This window comes from Peribacillus sp. NPDC096447, from assembly GCF_044762725.1.
GTDB lineage: Bacteria > Bacillota > Bacilli > Bacillales > DSM-1321 > Peribacillus.
This window is the reverse complement of sequence record NZ_JBIWEV010000001.1, coordinates 925484-946135: the sequence shown is the minus strand read 5'-3', so window position 1 is coordinate 946135 and position 20652 is coordinate 925484. Positions and strand designations below refer to the sequence as shown.

Annotated in this window: 19 protein-coding genes; 8 read left to right on the top strand and 11 right to left on the bottom strand. The window is 40.5% G+C overall.

What is annotated here, in order from left to right; genetic code table 11:
• Positions 1–147 precede the first annotated feature (147 nt).
• The 3 genes from ACIQZD_RS04700 to ACIQZD_RS04690 are packed head-to-tail and all read right to left on the bottom strand — an operon-like array spanning position 148 to position 3910.
• Complete coding sequence (locus ACIQZD_RS04700; RefSeq protein ID WP_402898751.1) at positions 148–1293, bottom strand: Ger(x)C family spore germination protein; 1146 nt, start codon at positions 1291–1293, stop codon at positions 148–150.
• Between the two features lie 3 nt (positions 1294–1296).
• The gene (locus tag ACIQZD_RS04695; RefSeq protein WP_402898748.1) at positions 1297–2781 is read right to left on the bottom strand and encodes a spore germination protein; all 1485 of its coding nucleotides are present in this window, start codon (positions 2779–2781) and stop codon (positions 1297–1299) included.
• Complete coding sequence (locus ACIQZD_RS04690) at positions 2756–3910, bottom strand: endospore germination permease (protein WP_402899930.1); 1155 nt, start codon at positions 3908–3910, stop codon at positions 2756–2758. Before ACIQZD_RS04690 ends, ACIQZD_RS04695 begins: the two co-directional genes overlap by 26 nt.
• A 201-nt stretch (positions 3911–4111) precedes the next feature.
• Here ACIQZD_RS04690 and ACIQZD_RS04685 point away from each other — a divergent pair, with 201 nt between their 5' ends.
• Genes ACIQZD_RS04685 through ACIQZD_RS04675 form a run of 3 tightly spaced genes read left to right on the top strand, consistent with a single transcriptional unit; the run spans position 4112 to position 5665 of the window.
• Complete coding sequence (locus ACIQZD_RS04685; protein ID WP_402898745.1) at positions 4112–4630, top strand: YfiT family bacillithiol transferase; 519 nt, start codon at positions 4112–4114, stop codon at positions 4628–4630.
• Between the two features lie 2 nt (positions 4631–4632).
• Positions 4633–5166 (top strand): GNAT family N-acetyltransferase, encoded by a 534-nt coding sequence (locus ACIQZD_RS04680; protein ID WP_402898742.1) that lies wholly within the window; start codon positions 4633–4635, stop codon positions 5164–5166.
• Between the two features lie 13 nt (positions 5167–5179).
• Positions 5180–5665, top strand: a complete 486-nt coding sequence (locus ACIQZD_RS04675) for an SRPBCC family protein (RefSeq protein WP_402898739.1) — start codon at positions 5180–5182, stop codon at positions 5663–5665.
• Positions 5666–6350: 685 nt separating this feature from the next.
• On the opposite strand, the gene ACIQZD_RS04670 is transcribed toward ACIQZD_RS04675, so the two are convergent.
• Entirely contained in the window at positions 6351–6746 is a 396-nt protein-coding gene (locus tag ACIQZD_RS04670; protein WP_402898737.1) for a winged helix-turn-helix transcriptional regulator, read from the bottom strand.
• Positions 6747–6882: 136 nt separating this feature from the next.
• Between ACIQZD_RS04670 and ACIQZD_RS04665 the strand changes: the two genes are divergently transcribed.
• From ACIQZD_RS04665 to ACIQZD_RS04645, 5 genes are all read left to right on the top strand, one after another.
• Positions 6883–7401, top strand: a complete 519-nt coding sequence (locus tag ACIQZD_RS04665; protein WP_402898733.1) for a DJ-1/PfpI family protein — start codon at positions 6883–6885, stop codon at positions 7399–7401.
• Between the two features lie 281 nt (positions 7402–7682).
• Positions 7683–9764, top strand: a complete 2082-nt coding sequence (locus ACIQZD_RS04660; protein ID WP_402898729.1) for a methyl-accepting chemotaxis protein — start codon at positions 7683–7685, stop codon at positions 9762–9764.
• 250 nt (positions 9765–10014) lie between these two features.
• Positions 10015–11370 carry an arsenic transporter gene (locus tag ACIQZD_RS04655; RefSeq protein WP_137018695.1) on the top strand — a complete coding sequence of 452 codons (1356 nt, stop codon included), beginning with the start codon at positions 10015–10017 and terminating at the stop codon, positions 11368–11370.
• Between the two features lie 24 nt (positions 11371–11394).
• A complete protein-coding gene (locus ACIQZD_RS04650) occupies positions 11395–12060 on the top strand; it encodes a DUF2642 domain-containing protein (protein WP_402898721.1) in 666 nt (221 codons plus the stop codon).
• A 589-nt stretch (positions 12061–12649) separates the two neighbouring features.
• The gene (locus ACIQZD_RS04645; RefSeq protein ID WP_402898718.1) at positions 12650–13852 is read left to right on the top strand and encodes a C40 family peptidase; all 1203 of its coding nucleotides are present in this window, start codon (positions 12650–12652) and stop codon (positions 13850–13852) included.
• Between the two features lie 5 nt (positions 13853–13857).
• Here ACIQZD_RS04645 and ACIQZD_RS04640 read toward each other — a convergent pair whose 3' ends face one another.
• The 7 genes from ACIQZD_RS04640 to ACIQZD_RS04610 all read right to left on the bottom strand — a co-directional run bounded on the left by ACIQZD_RS04640 (position 13858) and on the right by ACIQZD_RS04610 (position 20370).
• The gene (locus tag ACIQZD_RS04640) at positions 13858–14487 is read right to left on the bottom strand and encodes a poly-gamma-glutamate hydrolase family protein (RefSeq protein WP_402898715.1); all 630 of its coding nucleotides are present in this window, start codon (positions 14485–14487) and stop codon (positions 13858–13860) included.
• 83 nt (positions 14488–14570) lie between these two features.
• On the bottom strand, positions 14571–14720 hold the full coding sequence (locus tag ACIQZD_RS04635) for a CapE family protein (protein ID WP_157831026.1): 150 nt from the start codon (positions 14718–14720) through the stop codon (positions 14571–14573).
• Positions 14721–14789: 69 nt separating this feature from the next.
• Positions 14790–16373, bottom strand: a complete 1584-nt coding sequence (locus ACIQZD_RS04630) for a gamma-glutamyltransferase family protein (protein WP_402898711.1) — start codon at positions 16371–16373, stop codon at positions 14790–14792.
• A gap of 74 nt (positions 16374–16447) precedes the next feature.
• Positions 16448–17713 carry a CapA family protein gene (locus tag ACIQZD_RS04625; protein WP_402898708.1) on the bottom strand — a complete coding sequence of 422 codons (1266 nt, stop codon included), beginning with the start codon at positions 17711–17713 and terminating at the stop codon, positions 16448–16450.
• A 10-nt stretch (positions 17714–17723) separates the two neighbouring features.
• On the bottom strand, positions 17724–18173 hold the full coding sequence (pgsC, locus tag ACIQZD_RS04620; RefSeq protein ID WP_048687555.1) for a poly-gamma-glutamate biosynthesis protein PgsC: 450 nt from the start codon (positions 18171–18173) through the stop codon (positions 17724–17726).
• A 15-nt stretch (positions 18174–18188) separates the two neighbouring features.
• The gene (pgsB, locus tag ACIQZD_RS04615; protein WP_101223059.1) at positions 18189–19370 is read right to left on the bottom strand and encodes a poly-gamma-glutamate synthase PgsB; all 1182 of its coding nucleotides are present in this window, start codon (positions 19368–19370) and stop codon (positions 18189–18191) included.
• Positions 19371–20154: 784 nt separating this feature from the next.
• Complete coding sequence (locus ACIQZD_RS04610) at positions 20155–20370, bottom strand: hypothetical protein (RefSeq protein WP_402898704.1); 216 nt, start codon at positions 20368–20370, stop codon at positions 20155–20157.
• Between the last annotated feature and the right edge of the window lie 282 nt (positions 20371–20652).

Genomic DNA, 20652 nt, shown 5'->3' with positions numbered 1-20652 from the left:
GAAATCGGAGCAATGAGTTTAGCCGTTTTACTCGTGAAAGGATCATTATCCATAGAATGAAGCAGTAACTCACGATATATAAGCGTTACTCGTGAATGATGCATTAACAAATAAAAATTGGCCCTAAAATCACAAGCAAAATCTTCATTACCGCAGTGGTTTAGCTTCTAATCCGCCTGTGTTAAGGATATGTACCTTTACGTTTATATCATGTATTGAATCCTTATCCAAATAATCCTTAGGCTCTTTTATATGATTCTTTTGCCAGTATTCTGTTTCTTTGATATAAAGGATTTTGCCAAAGTTTAAAGGATCTGCGTTCTTTTGAATCCCGCTTTTGAAGGATGTTTGGATTTCTTTTTTTATTTGGCTTTCGAATTTACGTTTTATTTTCTCGATATCGATTTGGGTATCAAGCCCCAGTATTTTGCCGGATACGTCAATTTCAATATCGAATTTGTACTTTCCATCCTTGAGAACAGGTTTTACTTTATGATCCGGATGGGAGAAAGAGGCATAGATGTCTTGCTTATTCATGGTAATGTTCACTGGAGTTTTGTTGGTCCTTTTAGTGAGCCAGCGTACACCGCTCAGTTCCTTTTCAGAGAACCAGGGCTGGGATACTTTATAGTAAATGACAAATGCACCTTCCATATAGAGGCTTTTTCGATTTTTATCTTTTTCCTTCCAAACTTTATCGTTCCAGGAAATGGAGGGTAAGATGGTTGTATATGCTTTTTCCCGTTGATTAGAATAATACTTTTGGACGGTAATGGGTTCGATGTATGATCTGCTACGATAAACATCTTCTGGTAAATATAATGTAGTATATAAAGGCGATAAATTAAAATAACCATTAATGGAGAAAAGCTCATCCATGGAACTTTTTGTAGCAAATATATTGGCTGAGTACCTTAGTAATTGGTTTCTGTATATATAATCCACTATTTCTGCACTTTGCTGTTTCAAAACATTTTCACTGATGACAAATGTGGAAACATGCCCTATATAGAGAGACTGTTGGGTATTGCGCATTAGTTTATTAATGGCGATCGAAATGGACCGTCCTTTTTGTTTCCCTACATATACGGGAGGTGCTTGCGTCGGCTTTGCCTCCGTTTTAGCTACCGCAGCGAAGTCTACAAGCTGCGTATAAACAATGTACTCCCCATCCTTGAAATCAATCCCGATGGCCGTTATATAATGAAAGTCCTGGATCGTTTTTTCATCCCAACAGCCTGAAAGCAAAAGGATTAAAGGTAGGGTCAAGCAAATTTTACAGATGCGGAACATTTCTTACTGCCCCTTTCTGGTCTTATCGTTAGCTGCCAATGATCTCTTGCTCATGGAATTCCATGGCCTCTTTATAAATGCATCCATTATTTTTGCAAATCTTGGTGGGTTCAGTCCGCCAATATAAGAAACCCCGAATGATTCAAGTCTGGATAATAAAGTGACAATCGAGAGTAAACCGATTATCATGCCGTAAATTCCATAAATGCAGCTGAGTAACAGCACAAACATACGTAAAATCGTTACGGCACCTGTTAAAGACTGGTTTACAAGGGTATAAGATGCGACAGAAGTTACGGCAGTAACCACAAGCATGGTTTGTGAGGTCAGACCTGCCCTTATCGCGGCATCACCGACAATGAGGCCGCCTACAACGGCAACTGTCTGTCCAACCGCTTTAGGTAACCTGACTCCGGATTCACGGAATAATTCAAATAAAATGAGCATGAGAATGAATTCCATCGTAGCAGATAAGGGAAGTCCCAGCCTTGAAAGGGTTATGGTTGCTAGTAACGGAAACGGCACCTGTTCAATATTGAAAGCGGAAATGGATATCCAAAACCCCGGCAATAAAACGGTAATGCCTAGCCCCATAAAGCGAAGCAGTCGCTCAAGGCTTACAAATAGATAAGGTAGATTCGAATCTTCTGCGGTTTTTATTTGCAATAATAATGTAGAAGGAGCCACGATTATTGTGGGCATACCGTCCACGATTAGAATGAATCTTCCTTGATTGAGTGCTTCCACTACAAAATCAGGGCGACTCGTATAATGAGTGAGTGGAAAAATACTATATTTACTGTTTGTGATTAATTCTTCCAATTGTTCGCTGCTCACCAATATATCAATATCAATGTTATTAATTTTCGACCTTACATTTTTAACGAGTTCTTTATTGATGATGTCATCCATGTACATCAGTCCGACTTTCGTTTGACTGCGCCTGCCAACGATAAAGTCTTCATAGGCAAGCGATTTTGTTTTTAGTCGCTTTCTGATTAAAGCAGTATTGATGGATATGTCCTCGACAAACCCGTCTCTTGGACCTCTTACTGAGACCTCGAAAGAAGACTCCTCAGGCTGCCGGTTCGGCACATTGGACAAATCTATTGAAAATAATTCTTGGGTTGATGGTATGAATAATAAGCCATGCCCAGAGAAAATTAGCTGTTGGACGCTATTGAATTCACTATCAATGGTTACTTTCCTGAGGTCAATCAAGGGTTTTAGCTTGTTGATTGCTTCTTCAGCATCGATTCTCTCATCCAATTCCATCATTTTGTTTAACTTTTCCAAAATACCCTCGTTCAGTAAACTGATGTCGGCCATACCCGAGCAATAAAAAATTAGGACAGGAATGAGTCTTTCGGTTTCTCCGATATAAATCGTGTCAAATATGATATCTGAACTTGAACTGAATAACTCCCGAAATGTCTCCTCCCTTAATTCAGGCGGGGGTAGTTCATTTTTGGATCGTTTCATTCGCATGTCGTTTACCCTCCTTAGAACTGATGAAAGTGCCGATAAACAAAAAGGCGGACAAAAGTAACAGGAAATAAAAAGCGCCAGGATAGTAGAATGTCTGACTTACATGCAAGAACTTGAAATTACTGAATGGTACGATGGAGATGACGACCATGAGGAAGCCTACAGCGAAAAGAATACCCAGCTTCATATTATTAGTTTTTCCTTTAAAGACTTCCGTTATTAAGAATAACGCCAGTGAAACACGGATATAGGCACCAGCAAGCCATTGATAAATGGAAAAGAAGTCTGTATGTTCGATATATTTACCAATTGTCAGCAGACGCCATTGTTCATAGGCGGGGTACCTCATGGCTTCGGCTAAGATCGGCCCGAATTCAGCGAGTGCTGCTGTCAATGGGCCAAGAAGTAAAAACACTAATCCGAGGCATAAGAATACTAGTACCTTTAGATTGAGCTTATCCGAAAGTTTTTCTTGAAAAAAAGCGATTAAAATCAGTTCGGCAAGGCCATAACCAGAATATTGAAAGGTTTTAACGCCATGAAAATAGCCCTTCTCGAAAAGGGGAAAGAGATGGCTGTATTCTTTTGTCGGTATATTTCCGGTCGCAACGAAAATGCCAAGAATGACGACTATTGGCAATAATACAGAAGAGCAAATGGCGATGGAGCGCATGCCGGAATGGGCAAGAAAAATGCATAGCAGCGTAAAAGGAATGATAATCGCTAAACTTGGGGTTTCAAAAAGAAAGCTTGTAGTTATCCAATCAATCGTTTCCTTTGTAGTGGCCAAAACAAGGCTGATCAGATAAATCACTATAAAGAATAAAGCGATATTTTTAATATGTTTTCCAAATCTATTTTCAAGCCAATCCGTCAGGGATTGATTATCCATATTCTTGATTATCCTCGATAATATGTAGACCCAAATCGGTATCAATCCAATAATTAGGATAGAAAAAAACCAAGCATCCCTTCCGCCGGTGGATAGGAGGAAAGGGATCAAAATAACGTGATTAAGAAGGCCGATTGATAAAAAGAAGATGCTAAGGGTTTGTATCGAACTTATTTTCTTCAAGATGATCCTATCCCCATTTCCATTGTTTAAAGGTTGGATTGATGTACATGGCATTCTTTTGTTATGGTTGCTAAATGTGGAATTAGTATACGTACTTAAGTTATATGGATAAAAATCCCTGTTTTTTTGATTAATCATTTTTCTAGGTGCATTTTTAGGATTGTAAACATAGAATTGCCGGTAAAAAGGATTTGTTTCAATCGATAAAGAATATATATAGATGCTATTTTTATTGAACATCAAGGGGGAATGAAGATGGATTTAAGATACCCGATTGGAAAGTTTCAGTTTGATGGGGAGATTACTAGTGGTGTAGCCGAGGGGTGGCTCAATGAGATTGATGCTTTGCCTCGGATGCTGCGGGAAGCGGTAGGTAACATGAATGATGAACAGCTTGATACGGCTTATCGGCCTGGAGGATGGACGGTCCGCCAAGTGGTGCATCATGTTGCTGATAGTCATATGAATGCGTATATTCGCTTCAAATTGGCCCTTACGGAAGATAGTCCGGTCATTAAACCATACGAAGAGGGGCAATGGGCAGAGCTGCCTGATTATGATTTGCCGATTGAAGTTTCTCTATCACTGCTCGAAGGTATACATATCCGCATGGGCAAACTTTTATCGGGTCTTCATGCGGATGATCTGAGCCGAACATTCATCCATCCTGATTCAGGAGAGGTGACAGTCGGTGAAAACATAGGAATTTATGCATGGCATGGACGTCATCATCTGGCTCATATTACTTCTTTATCAAAGCGCCAGGGATGGTGAATATGACTGAGAAAGGTGTGATTACTGTGAACGCCGATGTGAAAATCGAACAAATAACATCAATCGAATGCAATCTTAATGAACTTTCCGACCTTTTGGTGCAGGTTGTGGATGATGGCGCGTCCATCGGTTTTTTACCTCCCATGGAACGGTCTGAGGCAATTGATTATTGGAGTAGTGCCATAAATCCTGATGTGATTTTATTAGTTGCTAAATTACAGGGTAAGATAGTCGGGAGCGTACAGTTACATTTATGTTCAAAGCGGAACGGCGGCCATCGAGCGGAAATCGCAAAATTAATGATGCATACTGATTATAGACGAAATGGAATAGGGCGTTCACTCATGCTAGAGGCTGAGAAAAGGGTCAAGCAAGAGGGACGGACATTATTGGTCCTGGATACAAGGGAAGGGGATCCTTCTAACTCCCTGTATACTTCATTGGGATATATTCAGGCAGGCAGGATTCCTGATTATGCGAAATCTGCAAATGGTGAATTGCATCCAACCATTTTTTATTATAAAAAAATGAATTGAATGGGGAATGTATATGCAAGCTATAATCGAAAAACAGGGTAATGGGATTATCGCAAGATTCGATTGCCTGCTCAATCATTCGGTTGAAAAGGTATGGGGTGCTTTAACGGAGAATGATAAGGTGGAAAAGTGGATGTCCAACCTGGAGATGAAAGACCTTCGAAAAGACGGGACCATAAAATTCAATTTCAATGATGGGTCAGGGAAATCTTTTGATATGAAGATCAGGGACTTCCAAGAATTTGCCGTTTTAGATTTTGAATGGGGGGACGGCTGGGTTCGTTTCGAGGTATCCCCTGAAAAGGATGGATGCTCATTAGTATTGAAAGAATCCGTCACGCCAGTTAATGATCATACATCAAAAGATTTGGCAGGCTGGCATATTTGCCTTGATATGTTTAGTGATTTACTTGATGGTCATCATCAGGACTTCCCGATGGATGAATGGGAAAAAAGGCATAAGGAATATACGGCCGCCGTCAAACGAATTGAAGGATGAATGGAATGTGTGACATGCAGGTGGATACATAAGGAAGCGGAAAAGTGAATATCGGCCAAAACCGAAGTGATGCTTCTGCCATGAAGGAAGTTTTTAATTGATATTCCAGTTGGCTCCATGTTAAGATGTCTTTAACTTTTAAGAAATGGAGGTTTTCCTGTGACATTTATCAGACTGCGTTTCCAATCTTTGAACCGTTAATTGAATACGTTCAAGGGCTCTGCATGTCCGCAGGGTAAATGGGAATGGTCTGTCTATTTTTAAGGAAACCTTCATTTTACGCTTTTGTGAAAAAAAGAGACGATTTCAACCTCTTTTTTTTTGTGTCCAGCTGAAGCCGCGGCAACCTAATGGAAATGACCAGCTTGAAAGACCGACATATTCTATTGTCGGTCTTTTGATTTTTATTTGAAAACGTTCCAATTGATTTCAGCGTTTCCGCCGACAGTCTGCCAAGCCTCCTTGCCGCAAGCGCCTTTGGTGATCTAGCCAGTTATTCGCCAGGAGTGTCGCAAATTACTTAAATCTAATGAGGTTTCATTCCATATAATTAATAGAGTATAACCAAGTCTTGTCACAAAAATAAGGTAATCATCCCCATGGGTAAATCAAGAAAGGGATTCGGGATGAGGACATTCAACGTTTAAATTGTACGCCCGACTTTATTTTTCGGAACACGAATGCATTATTTGTTGGCATCATTTTCACTGACATGCATTTCTTGTTTAATTTCATTCATCCTGTTTTTCCCCCACTCATACATCATTTCAACGATTGGCAGCAAGGTCATTCCAAGGTCAGTCATGGAATATTCGACTTTAGGAGGGATCTCGGGATATACCTCCCGATGGACGACGCCGTCTTCCATAAGTTCACGTAATTGATTCGTTAAGATCTTATGGGATATTTTTGGGAAAAGCCTTTGGAGATCACTGAATCGGTGTGGGCCTTCTACACCTAAATGCCATAGAATGACGATTTTCCATTTGCCGCTGAATATGGATAACGTAAGTTCTTTTTCGCAGTTATAATAGCCGTTTAAGATCTTTTCTTTGATTTCATCTCTTAATGATTCTGACATGGACATTAGCTCCTTTTTAATTTTACCAGTAACCTTTAGGTAACCTCCGCACAAAAAAGTGCATTCTTCACAGCGCTGATTTCCAGCGTTACAATTTGAGTAGTCATCAGACAATTAAATTCAGGAGGCAATATATATGAGTAAAAAAGCATTACTAATTATACCACCGGAACGTTTTAATGAAGATGAATTATTTCAGCCGAAAGAAGTTTTGGAAAATACAGGAGTGGCAGTGACGATAGCAAGTACGAAAACAGGTGAAATAACTGGAGACTATCAAGGCAAGGCGTTGGCAGAGGTGATCTTTTCTGATGTATCAGCAAGTGATTATGATGCAGTTGCTGTAATTGGGGGATCGGGCACGAATGATCACCTATGGGGCAATCAAGAATTGCAAAGCTTTTTGAAACAAGCGCATGAACAAAAAGTTCTTGTATCGGGAATTTGTGCAGGTTCTGTAACTGTAGCGAAAACGGGTTTACTTTCTGGCCGCAAAGCTGCTTGTTACCCAGTTGATGTTCAAATTGACGAATTGAAAGCCAATTCCGTTGAATATGCAAAACAGCATGTCGTTGCGCATGATGATATCATAACAGGTGATGGTCCGGATGGTGCAAGAGAATTCGGAGAAAGCTTAGCCGCAGCATTACGCTAAATCTCTTTTTACTGCTGACCTAATATCCCCATGTGAAACCCTTGGATTCTATGTAATCCAAGGTTTTTTGAATTTGAAAACGCAATAAGTTCTTTATGCCTACATATTTATCCTTAATTGGCAATTGACAAGATTTAATTAGGTATATAGTATGTTTATGTGGAAAAATAAAGTAAGTGATCGTAAATAAGGAAGGATCCATTTTGAGCATAGATTGAATCTTTGTTTTCACACAGGTAAGCGAGAGCAATTGCAGGTCAAATAAAAAGGGGAAATTATTAATGAGAAGTTCATCGATTGAAAAGAAAGAAAAAGTGAAGAGGAGGATATCGCTCCGGATAAAATGGTTATTATTTATATGCACATCCGTTTTTCTAGCTATAGTCGTATCCGTTTCGATAATGGGGGTAAAAGTGACCTCCATTTTTAAAGAAGATAGTATATCCATCAACAAAAGCTCGGCCCAAAATGCGGCGGCACAAATCAATTTGAGCATGGCCACGTATGAGAATTCGCTAGAGCAATTATCACAGCTAGTTTCCAATCAGATCAAGAATGGTGATTCAATCAAGGATATCCAAAAAACGATAGAGGCATTTCAAAAGAACAATGAAGATTTAATTTCTGTTTATTATATGGATGGATCGGATGGTTCCTTGTATGCTTCGCCCCAAATGGATTTCAATCAGGATGCAAGGGAGACTAAGACTTATACGCAGCTGACCGAAAGACCAGAAACGAAATGGATGGATGTGTATAAGGATGGAGTTTCAGGGATGATCATGACGTCCGTTGTCACGCCCGTTTTATCGGACGGGAAAATGGCAGGAGCCCTTGGTTATGATATCGACCTTTCGACAATCGGGAAAATGAGGGCAACCATCGAAAAAGAGTCTCCTAGCAATCTGGTGATATTGGATTCACAAGGTTTTATCGTGAGTTCATTCATGCAGGGTATGGACGGGAAGAATATGAATCCTGAAAAAAGCGGCATGGAAGAAGGTGTGGAGGATTTCATGGCGGATACTGACCGATTCAATTCAGAGTTCAAGTGGGTGGCCGACATGTATAATGGGGGCGTCAAGGCGAATCAGGCCTTGACGTTGGATGGTGAAGATTATACAGGTGAATTGAGTACGGTCCCTGAAGTGAACTGGAAGGTTTTGGCGCTCACTCCAGACGAAATACTGCAATCAAAGCTGGATGACATTAATAGAATCGTAGTGATATCAGGTATTTTAGGTCTTCTATTCGGGACGGCATGTGCTCTTTATCTAGCAGGAAAGTTAACGAAGATCATGGCCGACTTCCAAAAAATCATAGAAAAGACAGCTAGTGGGGATTTAGTGTCCGAATTTGCCATTTCATCCAATGATGAGATTGGGGACTTAAGCAAAAGCTATAACTCGATGCTGGGGAAATTAAGAGGATTGGTTGCCAAGGTAAACGGCAATGCGGAATCGGTGACAAAGGCCAATGCCGGCTTAAGCCAAATAGCTGCTGAGAATAGTGCGGCCATTACAGATGTTTCACGCGCGATAGAAGAAATTGCAGCGGGAGCATCGAATCAATCTGAACAAGTGGAGCATGGTGCGGGCACGATTCAGGTACTTAGTGGAGAAATCGATGGGCTATCAAAAAAATCGAGGGAGACCCAAACCGTATTGGAGCTTGCATCTGAAAAAATAGAGTCAGGGAAACAACAGGTAAGTGGTTTGGAAACGTCGTACCATAAATTAGAAATGGCTTTTGCTGCAGTCAACAGCATGAGCTTAAGACTTGTGGAAAAATCAAAAACCATTTCCGATGTCACGAATGCCATTTCGAAAATATCGGAACAAACCAATTTGTTATCTTTGAATGCATCCATAGAAGCGGCAAGGGCAGGTGAGTCCGGCAAAGGGTTTGCTGTCGTGGCGAATGAAGTAAGGAGCTTGGCTGATGATTCAAAAGAAGCTACAAAAAACATTCAAGCCATCATCCAAAGCATTCTTTCAGATACAGAGGAATTGCTAAGGACGACCAATGAAACGAATCAAATCAGCAAGGATCAGAAAAATGCCGTGATCACGGTAAGTGAAGCCATGAAAGAGCTGGAGGATTCAGTCGGGAAGATATCCAATTCGATTCAGGAAGAAACACGATCCATTGAAAGCATCAATCAACAGAAAGAAACGGTTATTAAAGTAATAGAAGAAATCACCGCCGTTTCTCAGCAAACGACTGCTTCATCAGAAGAAATTGCATCATCGATGGAGGAACAAGCAGCTTCATCCAATGAACTAGCTCAATATACACAGCAGCTAACACAGTTAATAAATGATCTGGAGCATACGCTCGGGGAATTCCAGATAAAGAATTAGAGGAACGGAAAACATAAGCGTTGCGAAAAGGGGAGGCCACTAAGTGGTTTCCCCTTTTTTTGTTGTATTGCATTGACCCTGATTTCTGTGAACTGGGCATCTCTCTTTAGTGGACAAAATCACTAGAAGTACAAAAGTACAATTTAGAGGGGCTGGTCAAGTATCCATGCTTTTTTTACAAAGGGGAATAATATATAGGAATCGGACAAGTAGGGTCCAATGGCTCAAGGCCCAAAAAGGGGAGAACAACATGCATTTCGAAATAGGAATGACTATTTTTGTGTTCGTCATGACAATGATAGTTATATTGTGGAGGCCAGGAGGTATCAATGAAGCATGGCCAGCTTCAATCGGTGCAGTGATAATTTTACTGACTGGCACAGTATCCCAAGGCGATATTTTGGATATCATCAATAAAATCGGGGGCGCATCGATCACCATCATGGCAACGATTGTCATGGCAGTCATCTTGGAAAGTTTCGGCTTTTTTCACTGGGCGGCTGCGAGACTTGCTATCCTTGCCAGAGGATCGGGGTATCGTCTGTATTGGTACATTCAATTATTGTGCTTTTTAATGACCTTGTTATTCAATAACGACGGCAGCATCATGATTACGACCCCCATCTTGATCTTGCTTTTGAAAAATCTCAGATTAAAGCCGCATGAAGCCATCCCGTATCTTTTGAGTGGAGCATTGATTGCAACAGCTTCGAGTGCGCCTATTGGTGTGAGTAATATTGTTAATTTAATCGCTTTGAAAATTGTGCACATGACGCTTTATATGCATACTGCCATGATGTTTGTACCTGCAACTTTGGGGTTGGTCTTCATGTCATGGTTGATGTTCGTAGTGGTCAAGAAAAAATTGCCCAAGAAACTGCCGAATATTTCTTATGACATTGAGGAAAGTTTCTTCACTAAGAATTTCCACCCCTTAAAGGGGAAAATGACGGTTGAAACAAAAAGGCAACGCACAAAATTCATGTTGAAAGTATTGCTCTATGTGTTCGTGGTGCGCTGTTTACTCTTTGTAGCTTCTTATTTTTCCATTCCAATCGAGTGGGTTGCTGTACTTGGCTCTTTATCTTTACTGATCTGGAGGTGGTACCATTTACGGACAAACCCTGTCGATATCTTAAAAAAGACCCCATGGCACATCCTGATATTCGCCTTCTCCATGTATGTGATCATTTATGGTCTACATAATGTAGGCCTTACAGCCATGCTCGTACAGATATGCGAACCGATTGTAAATCAAGGGTTACTGAGTGCGAGCTTTGTCATGGGAGGATTGGTTTCGATTCTATCAAACATCTTCAATAATCATCCAGCATTAATGATAGGTACCATTACCTTAACCGAAATGGGCCTGGATCCGATCACATTAAAAACTATCTATCTAGCTAATATAATCGGTAGTGACATGGGATCATTGTTATTGCCCATCGGTACTCTTGCCTCACTTATCTGGATGCATATCCTGAAACAAAACAAAGTGAAAATTAAGTGGAAAGATTATTTAAGTGTATCCCTGATAGTCATACCAATTACGACAGTGGTGACACTGCTCTTATTATTTTATTGGGTGCAAATGATTTTTAGCTGAATAACCCCCTAGGAGGAGATAGTAATGAGTGATGCGTTTGCATTACTGGGTAAACAGATTGATGTCCAAATCTCAGGAAAAAAAACTTTCAAAGGAATTCTAACTGATCTGAGCACGGATATTCTAGTGTTGTTCAATGGTCAGCAGTTTTTGTATTTTCCTATGCTGCACGTCCATAGATTCAATCTGAGTACAGAGATAGATAACGAGATTAAAAATCCTATGGAGTCCCCCATGATGGAAGACATGGCGTCGATTTCCTATCGTAAAACACTAATGAACGCAAAAGGGGTTTTTTCAGAAATCCATGTTGCTGGACACATTCCTTTACACGGCTATATCACCAATGTTTTCAATGATTACTTTGCATTCTACTCGCCTGTATATAAAATGATGTATGTCTCGCTGCATCACCTTAAATGGCTTACTCCGTACAATCAAAATTCCACACCCTATACCCTCAGTAAAGAGAGTTTTCCCGTCAACCCTTCAGATGTGCCAATGCTGCGTTCTTTGGAAGACCAATTAAAGAAAAATGCAGGAAAGCTAGTAGTATTTGATGGGGGAGAGGACCCGATGAAAATCGGTATGCTTAAAAAGGCGGAAAACAACTTGGTTGAATTAACGACAGCTAATGGAGATCATGTGTTTTTGAAGCTTTCACATATTAAAACGGTGTACATGCCATAGATTCATAGAAACGAGGGGAAGGCCATTTAAGCTTTCCCCTTATTTTCTTCTGCAAGATGATGGGTGAGTTCCTGATCAAAAATCCATCGCCTTCGTAATCAATTTCCGTTGTAGTTCATCACGTCAGAGCAAGGTCTGTTTATGCCAAACCTCAAATACGTTGCCCCTCCTAAACTATGTTGCATATCTTCACTCCTATATCGTTAGTACGGCTTTATCATCACTGGAATGTCTCTAATCTAACTTTACCTATTCTGTCCAAAAAAATAAAATCCTCTAGTAATTCTTCGATTTCCAACCATGAACATTTCACCATGACCTGGGTAACTCTAGGGAAAGTAACACTGTGACGGTAAAAGAACATAATATAGGAATAATGGTTTATTTTTAAGGTGATTTATTGAATCGGATTGATGAATATTTGTAAAAAATAGGCTAAAGGTTTTGTTCATTTCGCCGATAATATTGTTGGGGTGAGAGTTAAGGCTCATCTGATTGGGTGGATGATAGGATAAAAGATTCATATGATGGAGGTTACTTGAACATCGTATATTTAAAATATTTCAAAGCGTATAAAGGAAGGGTTAAAATGTTTAATGGAAAATTAAGCGGTATGATACTTACATTGGTATTCATGGTCAGTTTCACTTTTTTACCTTGCTTGAAGGCCGAGGCAGCAGATCCTGTGCATACTGTAACCTCTGGCGAAACGGTAGAATCGATTGCCAAGACATATGATATATCGGCTGAGCAATTAATGAAAACGAATGGTTTACCGGATGATAAGTTATTTGCGGGCCAAAGGTTGACAATCATTCAAACGGCGTATATTCCTTCCATCTATCAATGGTCGGAGAGAGGAAAAAAAATTGCAAACTATGCGAAATCCTTTATAGGGTTTAAAAAGACAGCTGGAGAGGAGACGCCTGAAAAAGGGTTTGATTCGAGCGGATTGATTCATTGGGTGCTTTCCCGGCAAAATGTGCCGGTCGACCGTTTGACAGTAGATGGTTTTTATAAGCAAGGGATGGATACAGCCACTCCGAAAACGGGGGATATTATATTCTTTCTGGAAAAAGACAGCTTAAAAGTCGTGACTGCGGGTATTTATATCGGCAAAAACCAATTTGTCAATTCTGGATATGGTGCGGAAACGGTTCAGGTGAGATCCACTACAGAAGATTACTTTGCAAAATACCAAGTGGCGTACAAAACATATACGCCTAAAGGAGAGCATATCGTCCAAACGGGAGAAACGCTTAAAAGTATATCGGAGAATTACAGCATTTCCATGAGTACGATCAAAAGTCGTAACGCTTTAAGTACGGATGAGTTGATGCAAGGGCAGTATCTTCAACTATACAGCAACCCGTTGTATCCGTTTTATGTAAACCAGGATGCTGCATATGATAAAGCATATGATGTCATCAAGTATGCATACACTCTACGCGGATTCAACTATGTTTTCGGGGGAGAAGATCCGATGATCGGAATGGATTGCAGCGGATTCATTTATTGGGTCATGAAGGAACAGGGCCTTTCAGTAAAAAGGGGTTCTGCAGCAGATTACTTCTCATTACTGCCCAAAATCGAAAATCCAAAGGCAGGGGATTTAGTGTTTTTTAGGGACACAGGAACAAGGCTGGGTGTGACCCACGTAGGTATTTATCTAGGTGATGGCCGTTTTCTCCATACAACGGAAAACACGGGCGTTCATATCTCCAATCTTTCGTCAGGTTATTTTGCCGAGAAATTCGAAAGCTTCGGTCAAGTTGAAAGCCTTATGGACTAAGAAGGTCATTCAATCTGTTTATATTCAAGAGTGGCTTTTTCAATGGCAGTAACGAACCGTTTAAAAAGATCACAGTGATTGACCCTGTTTTTACTGGTAAAGTCATCACCTTTGAAAAAGCTTTTTCTAAGCTTAGTGGAAAGCTCCAATTGCACGCCTGCACCCGTTTTGGAGATGTTAGTGATGTTGTTTCCTTTCATCCCTGAAAGGTGCTGCGGTGCATGATCAGTTTGAAATCCAGCTTTGTTGAGGCAATGCTGTATCAGGTTCTTAAAGGGTTCGTTCCTTCCGCCAATGTAAACCAGCGCATTATGTACGTCGTAGTGGCCATGGATGGAAAGGGTGGTTTGTGCGTTCGCTGCCATTGAAACGCCGACCGGTTCATTGAACAATCGGGATGTTATATGGAGGACCTGGTTACCCCTTGGTTTAAGACCTTCGAATAGGTAGGTGCTTGCACAAAGTCTTTCTCCAAGTGCGGCTGCAATCTCGCTAGTTCCTGGTTCGATGTTCCCGCCATGTATGGCTAGAACTGCAATATCAGGATTCCTGTGATGAACGATGATACGGTAATCGAGGTCTTCTTGTTCATTTTGCTCTAATTCAATAAAATCAGTATAGTTATTTTCCTTCATGGTTATCCTCCGTATCTGTACTGGTTTTAATCTTTCACCCGTTGACGGCAAAAATAAAAAAAGCGGGGATGCCCCGGCTTTTTTCATTTTTCGACAGTCGTATATTGTTCTATCTTTTTTTGCTCGTCGGGTGTTAAAGTTTCTGTCCGTTTAAACGTATTCATGGTCACAAGCAGGGCCGCTATTATAAAAACGGGTATGACCCAGCTTGTTATTTTTTTTACGATATTCATATTCTAAGTCCCCTTATACATCGTTAAAATTCATATGATATTTAGAAAAGCAGGTGCTGGATTCCTCGTTTATTGCTGAGCTTTCCAGCTTCCATTTCTTCTTTTATCCCCAGCTCCGGATATTTGTCCATTTTTCTCGTTTTTAACGAGAACTTGAACACCGCCATAATACATGGGGGAAATTTTCTGAATGACTTCATATCCTGAATCTTCCAAGTTGGATATTATTTCATCCGAAAGCCTGGATTCTGTATAAATCTTCTTTCCATCAAAGACGAACCGATTACGGTCGACGATATCCTGAAATGGGCCTTCATTCTCTGTATAAGAATAAAGAACCTGCATCAATACTTGCGGAATCCTATCACCGCCTGGTGAGCCGATCCCAATCGATTCCTGCCCTGGTTTCTTGAGAATGGTCGGAGCGGTGAAAGTTCTTGACCGTTTATATGCCTCTTGAGAATTCAAGCCGGACCGGAAATTTTTCAATTGATCGTTAAGGAAAAATCCATTCGTATAATCCCCAGATCCGAAAAAGTTACTGAGCGTATTTGTTGTGGAAACGACAGTGCCATACTTGTCCATTATCACAAAGTGTGTCGTACTTTCATGCTCTTCAGAACCATTCGATTCTTTATCTTCCCATTTTTCACTTTTGATCTTATTTTTAAGATTATCCAAGTGAATGGGGGAGAGCAATTTTTCCGCCTTAGAGTGACTTATTCCATCTCCAACATGGGCGGACCGATCTTGATACGCAGTATCCGTGATGCCCCCCAAGATTTTCATATAAGCTGATTTGCTTGAAGAATCACCTAGGTTCATTTCCTCGGCGAGCTTTAACATTTCAAGAACTGTAATTCCTGAAAAGGGCGGAGGGGCGGTAAAAACATCATAACCGGCAAATGCTCCTTGGACCGGCTTACGTTCTTTCACCTCATAGCGCTTTAAATCCTTCAAATCGATATCTGATTCTCTTTTAATATCACGGGCAATTTCCCCTTTATAAAAACCATCAGGACCTTCCTTTTGAATCTGCTTCAATGTTTCAGCAAGTCTTTCTTGGACGAGAGTTTTGCCTGGTTCAATGGCATCACCATCAGGATAAAAAAGAGAAGTCGCATTGGAAGATATCCTTGGCTGAGCTGCTTCTAAGCGTGATGATAACGATTCGTCGACTTCAAATCCGTCTTCAGCCAAATCTATCGCCGGCTGAAGAAGATCCTCCATCGGTACGCTCCCATACTTATCACTTATAACCTGCATGCCGGCCACTAAGCCTGGAATCCCTGTATCGTGTCTTGAACTTGGGTCTTCCGGAGAGGATTCACGATAATCGATAAAATTGGGATCGCCGGATTCCGGGGCAATCAGCATACCGCCGCCGCCACCCACGCCAGATCCATAAGGTTCAACTACACCTAATACATAAGATACGGCAATGGCGGCATCCGCCGCCGTTCCGCCGTTTTCCAATATATCCATCCCGACATCTATTGCGATTGGGTTTGAAGAACTGACCCCATATGATTGTTCCGTTTTACTCTCTATCGGATCATTCGTGTCAGAAATAGGGGGTGTCTTCGAACATCCAGCAATATATATGAGCATGCTAAGGGATATGAGTACTTTTCCCGTCATACGGTTAATCATCGGTTGTTCCCCCTTTTCGTTGAGCTTCTAAGTTGTGTGTCTTTATTCTTCAAGTAGTAGTAACAATGCGTTCCTTACTGAATGGGCTGCGTATCCTGTTGTTTAGCCTGTGCTGCTTTTTTCACTTGTGCTGCTTTCTTTTCCATTGCTGCCTTTTCCTCTAGTTCACGGTGTGCCTTATGGTCGATTACCTTTTTGTGATCCAAGGTAATCTCGATGCGATCCTCTTTTTTCGACCACTGGACTTTTTCACTCGTTTCCTTCGTCAACTGCCGGTAAACACGTGATTTGTCAATTGAAGAGGTAGCTGGCCTTGGTGTTGCTTCTTCAATTTGCAGTGGAACCACATCGATTGTAGCTTTTCCGTCTTCCGCTAAATGGTATTGAACCATGGCCGAATCCTTTGTGCGTGTCCAGCCTTGATCGAATATGAAATTTCCTAAGCTATAGAAAATAATTCCATCTTTATAAACATCAAACGATTGAAGCACGTGGGGGTGATGGCCGATGATGATGTCAGCCCCCGCATCGATGATAGCTTTTGCCAAGTCTTTTTGACGAGCGGTTGTTGATGTTGAATACTCTTGTCCCCAGTGCATATTCACCACAACCAAGTCTGCGTTGCCTTGTTTGGCATTCCTTGCTTTGCCGATCATTTCAAATAATAAATCAGGGTTGGAGTTCAATAGTCCGGCTTTATCATTTTTTGACACGGCATCCTTACCGTAAACATCCGTGAAGCCAAGTGTTGCGACACGTACGCCATTAACATCCGCATAGTCGATGCTATTTTTAGCTTCCGCAGTGTTCGATCCAACACCGACATAGTGCATATCTGCACTTTTGAATTCATCTATCGTGTCAAGGAGGCCTTGTTCTTCATAGTCCATCATATGGTTATTTGCCAAAGACATCACAGAGAAGCCAGCATCTTTAATGGCTTCCACACCACTAGTATTGGAGTTTAACCGGATGGGCGTATCTGCTTCCTTGTAGTTAGATACCTCTTCTTTTAAAGCGGTATGTTCATAATTCCCACTGACATAATCCGAATTGGCAAAATAGGGCTTCATATACCGGAAGAGGTATTCATACCCATGCCTTTCCGTCACTTCTTCAACATAACGTCCCATCATCACATCACCGACCATTGTCATCGTCAATGGTTGATCGGATTTTGGAGCGGTTGTTTTCACTTCTTCAGCCTGTCCCATCCAAGTGGTAATGACCAAAGCGATTAGTAATATTGGTAGTATGATTCCAGAGTATAAAAGATTCTTTTTCTTTGTGCGTTTAATAAAGATAAGTGTTTTTTCTTTTGCATTTAAAGTCCGTTTCATTTTTTGCACCTCAGAATAGGTAGTACACGTTCATTAAACCGAAAGTCAAGCCGGATAATAAAAGCGTGCTGCCAAGTGTCAATGGCATTCCTTGTCTTTGAATCGTATTCGCTATCAATCCAGGTACGATTATACCGATTCCCCGAAACTCGAATATTTCAAATGGCATGACGGGGTAGACTAAGTCCAACAGGAGCTTTAAGCAAATCCCAGTCACCATCATGGCTGCGAATTTTCTTCTTCCATATAAAATCACCCATCTTGAAAGGCCATGAGTGACGATCAAATAAGTTACGACACTGATGATCAGGATGGTCAGCATGATTTCCCATTGGTCAAATACCAATGCCAAATAACCTGGCACGATAAGTCCTGCGGGTACGACACCCGTTTTTTCTGAAAATATAAGGCTAAGCGTAACTCCTAGCACTAGGGCTACATATAAATCCGATCCAAACATTAAGGTTCCTCCTACTTAACTCGCTTTTTGCTTCGTTTTAGATTTCATGAATGCTTCAATTAATGGTTCAGCTGCACCGTGAATATTCCCGACACCGTAGACGATGCGATTTTTCATCATTGGGCGGAGGCGGGCCACGATTTCTTCAGTTGACCAGTTTTCCAAATCCCAATATTCTTTTGTATCCAATTTACCTTGCTCGAATGCCCGAGTGATCGGTGATGTGGTTTCACCAATGGAAATGACGATTTCAGATTTTATGTAAGGCAATACATCTCTAGCAAATTGTTCGGTACGGTCCACACGGTCGGGACGGCAATTCATGATGACGATAGGAGGTTCTGTGCTGTATCCGAATGTATTGACTCGTTCCCAGATGTTCAACGTCGATGACGCGTCATTGGCAGCAAAGCCATTGACAAAGAAAGTTGGCTGGATGGGATCTCCGAATTTGGTGATCCGCATGGCACCTGGATCGGGATGCGCATTCAACATGCCGCGAAATGCTGTTTTTTCATCAATGCCCAAAGCTTCCGCAACGGCCAATGCCAGTGATGCATTATCCGGAAATACCATATAGTCGAATTCGCGTAGAAATTCTTCCGAAATTCTGGAATTGTCTGCCACAATCACTTTTGTGTTGCGTTCTTTGGCAATTTGCTTGAAAAAATCCAAATATTCACTTTCGATGGTTATTAAGTGACCATTATAGGGAATGGTAGCAGTGAAGGCTTCAGCAACCTCATCCAAAGTCGGTCCCATGACATCCATATGGTCTTCCAATACATTCACGATGACCCCGATGTTTGCTTGAATCATTTTGTTTTGGAAGATTAGTTGATAGTCAGGCTGTACGGCCATACATTCACAAACCAGTGCTTCGGTTCCTAAATCGGCAACTTCCTTAATTACACGCCGTTGTTCTCCTATGTTGGGTCCTTCCGGTCGGCGTACAATCGGTTTTTCCTTGTCGGTAAACCAATAGATCATTCTTGCTGATGTTCCGGTTGTTTTACCTACTGTTTTGTACTTAGCTTCCTGGATCACACCTGTAATCAGGCGCGTTACAGTCGATTTCCCTCGGATCCCATTCACATTCACACGTACCGGGATGGAGTCGAGACGCTTCTGATGGCGCTTTTGTTCGAAAATGCCATAGCCAAGCAAAAAGATCGCACAAATAAATATTGGTGCCATTTTTTAACCTCTCTTTTTTAAAATATTTGATTTACTGAATACACACTACATGATTTTAAACTTAATAGGCAATAGTCAATTATTCTATTGCAATATAGTTATTATCAGCTTTTTCAAATAAATGTATATTGGAGTGTAATAGTATCTAATGGAATAAATTGTTTTATGAGTACAAAGATATGGCTGGAAATCAAGGGAATCCTCGGTTCATTTACACTAAATTATGGAAAGTTTAATAAAAACCCATTTTGGTCAGAATCAAAATAGATTCATGAGCATTTGAACCTAATTCTTAATGGCTGTATTTGAATAATAATTGTTTTTGAAATGTGAGGTTTATTACAGTTTGTTGATTGTTTATACCCATTGTTTGACATAAAAGTAACAATTTCGATACATTTGTCATTCAATGTGAAATATTGCATCTAACGACTCAATTAGTTGAACTCTTTTGAATATGGACAAAGATGAGTAAAAGAACACATCTCTTTTTTTGATATTTTCCGGTTTTTTCCTTAGGCAATACCCATTGGGTCTATCATTGATCTTTTACCTAAAACATGAAATAAACTAAAGTTAACCCATTTTTTTTAAAAAATACCTAGTTTCTTCTATAGATATAGTGTTTATAGAAGAATGCAAAATAAAAAAAGCTCAGAAGCATTTCTGAGCTTTCGGCATATATATTGTAAATGAATGGAATGGTCACTAATCTCCGTTCATCTGGAGATTTAATGTTTGTGGGTCTTGAGCTGCTGGGTAGCTGATTATGGAAGGAATCAGGTTAACTGGATTTCTTTCTGTCAGAAATTTCAAGGTTGGAGCCCTTTTTACCGCCATCAATTACATAAAGTCTAGGAGCTAATCTCCTTCTTTTTCCTTGATTGTCAGGATTCATCTTCATATAATTTTCGTATTCTTTGCGAAAGAGTTCTTCGGTTTCCCGTTCCAGTGCTTTTCTTTCGTTAAAATCTGTTATGAATTTGAAAAAACGTTTCATATGAATTCCTCCTTATGGGGTTAAAAGGTCTTGGTTTAATAGTAACATATCATTAGTGAAATTTAACCTTTTTAAAAAATTTGGAGTGGAAATCGTGTTTTTGTGTGAATAAAGTTGTGAATGGTTTGATTCGAGAGAAAGCATGCAATGGAACCTTACTGGGTATATGTTCCCGTGCATGTTGTTGAAAGGAAATGTCGGGATTTGCAGTAGCAGATATTGGAAGTGATGATTATTTAAGTTAAAATATTCCTTTAATCAATTATACACTAAATATTCTGA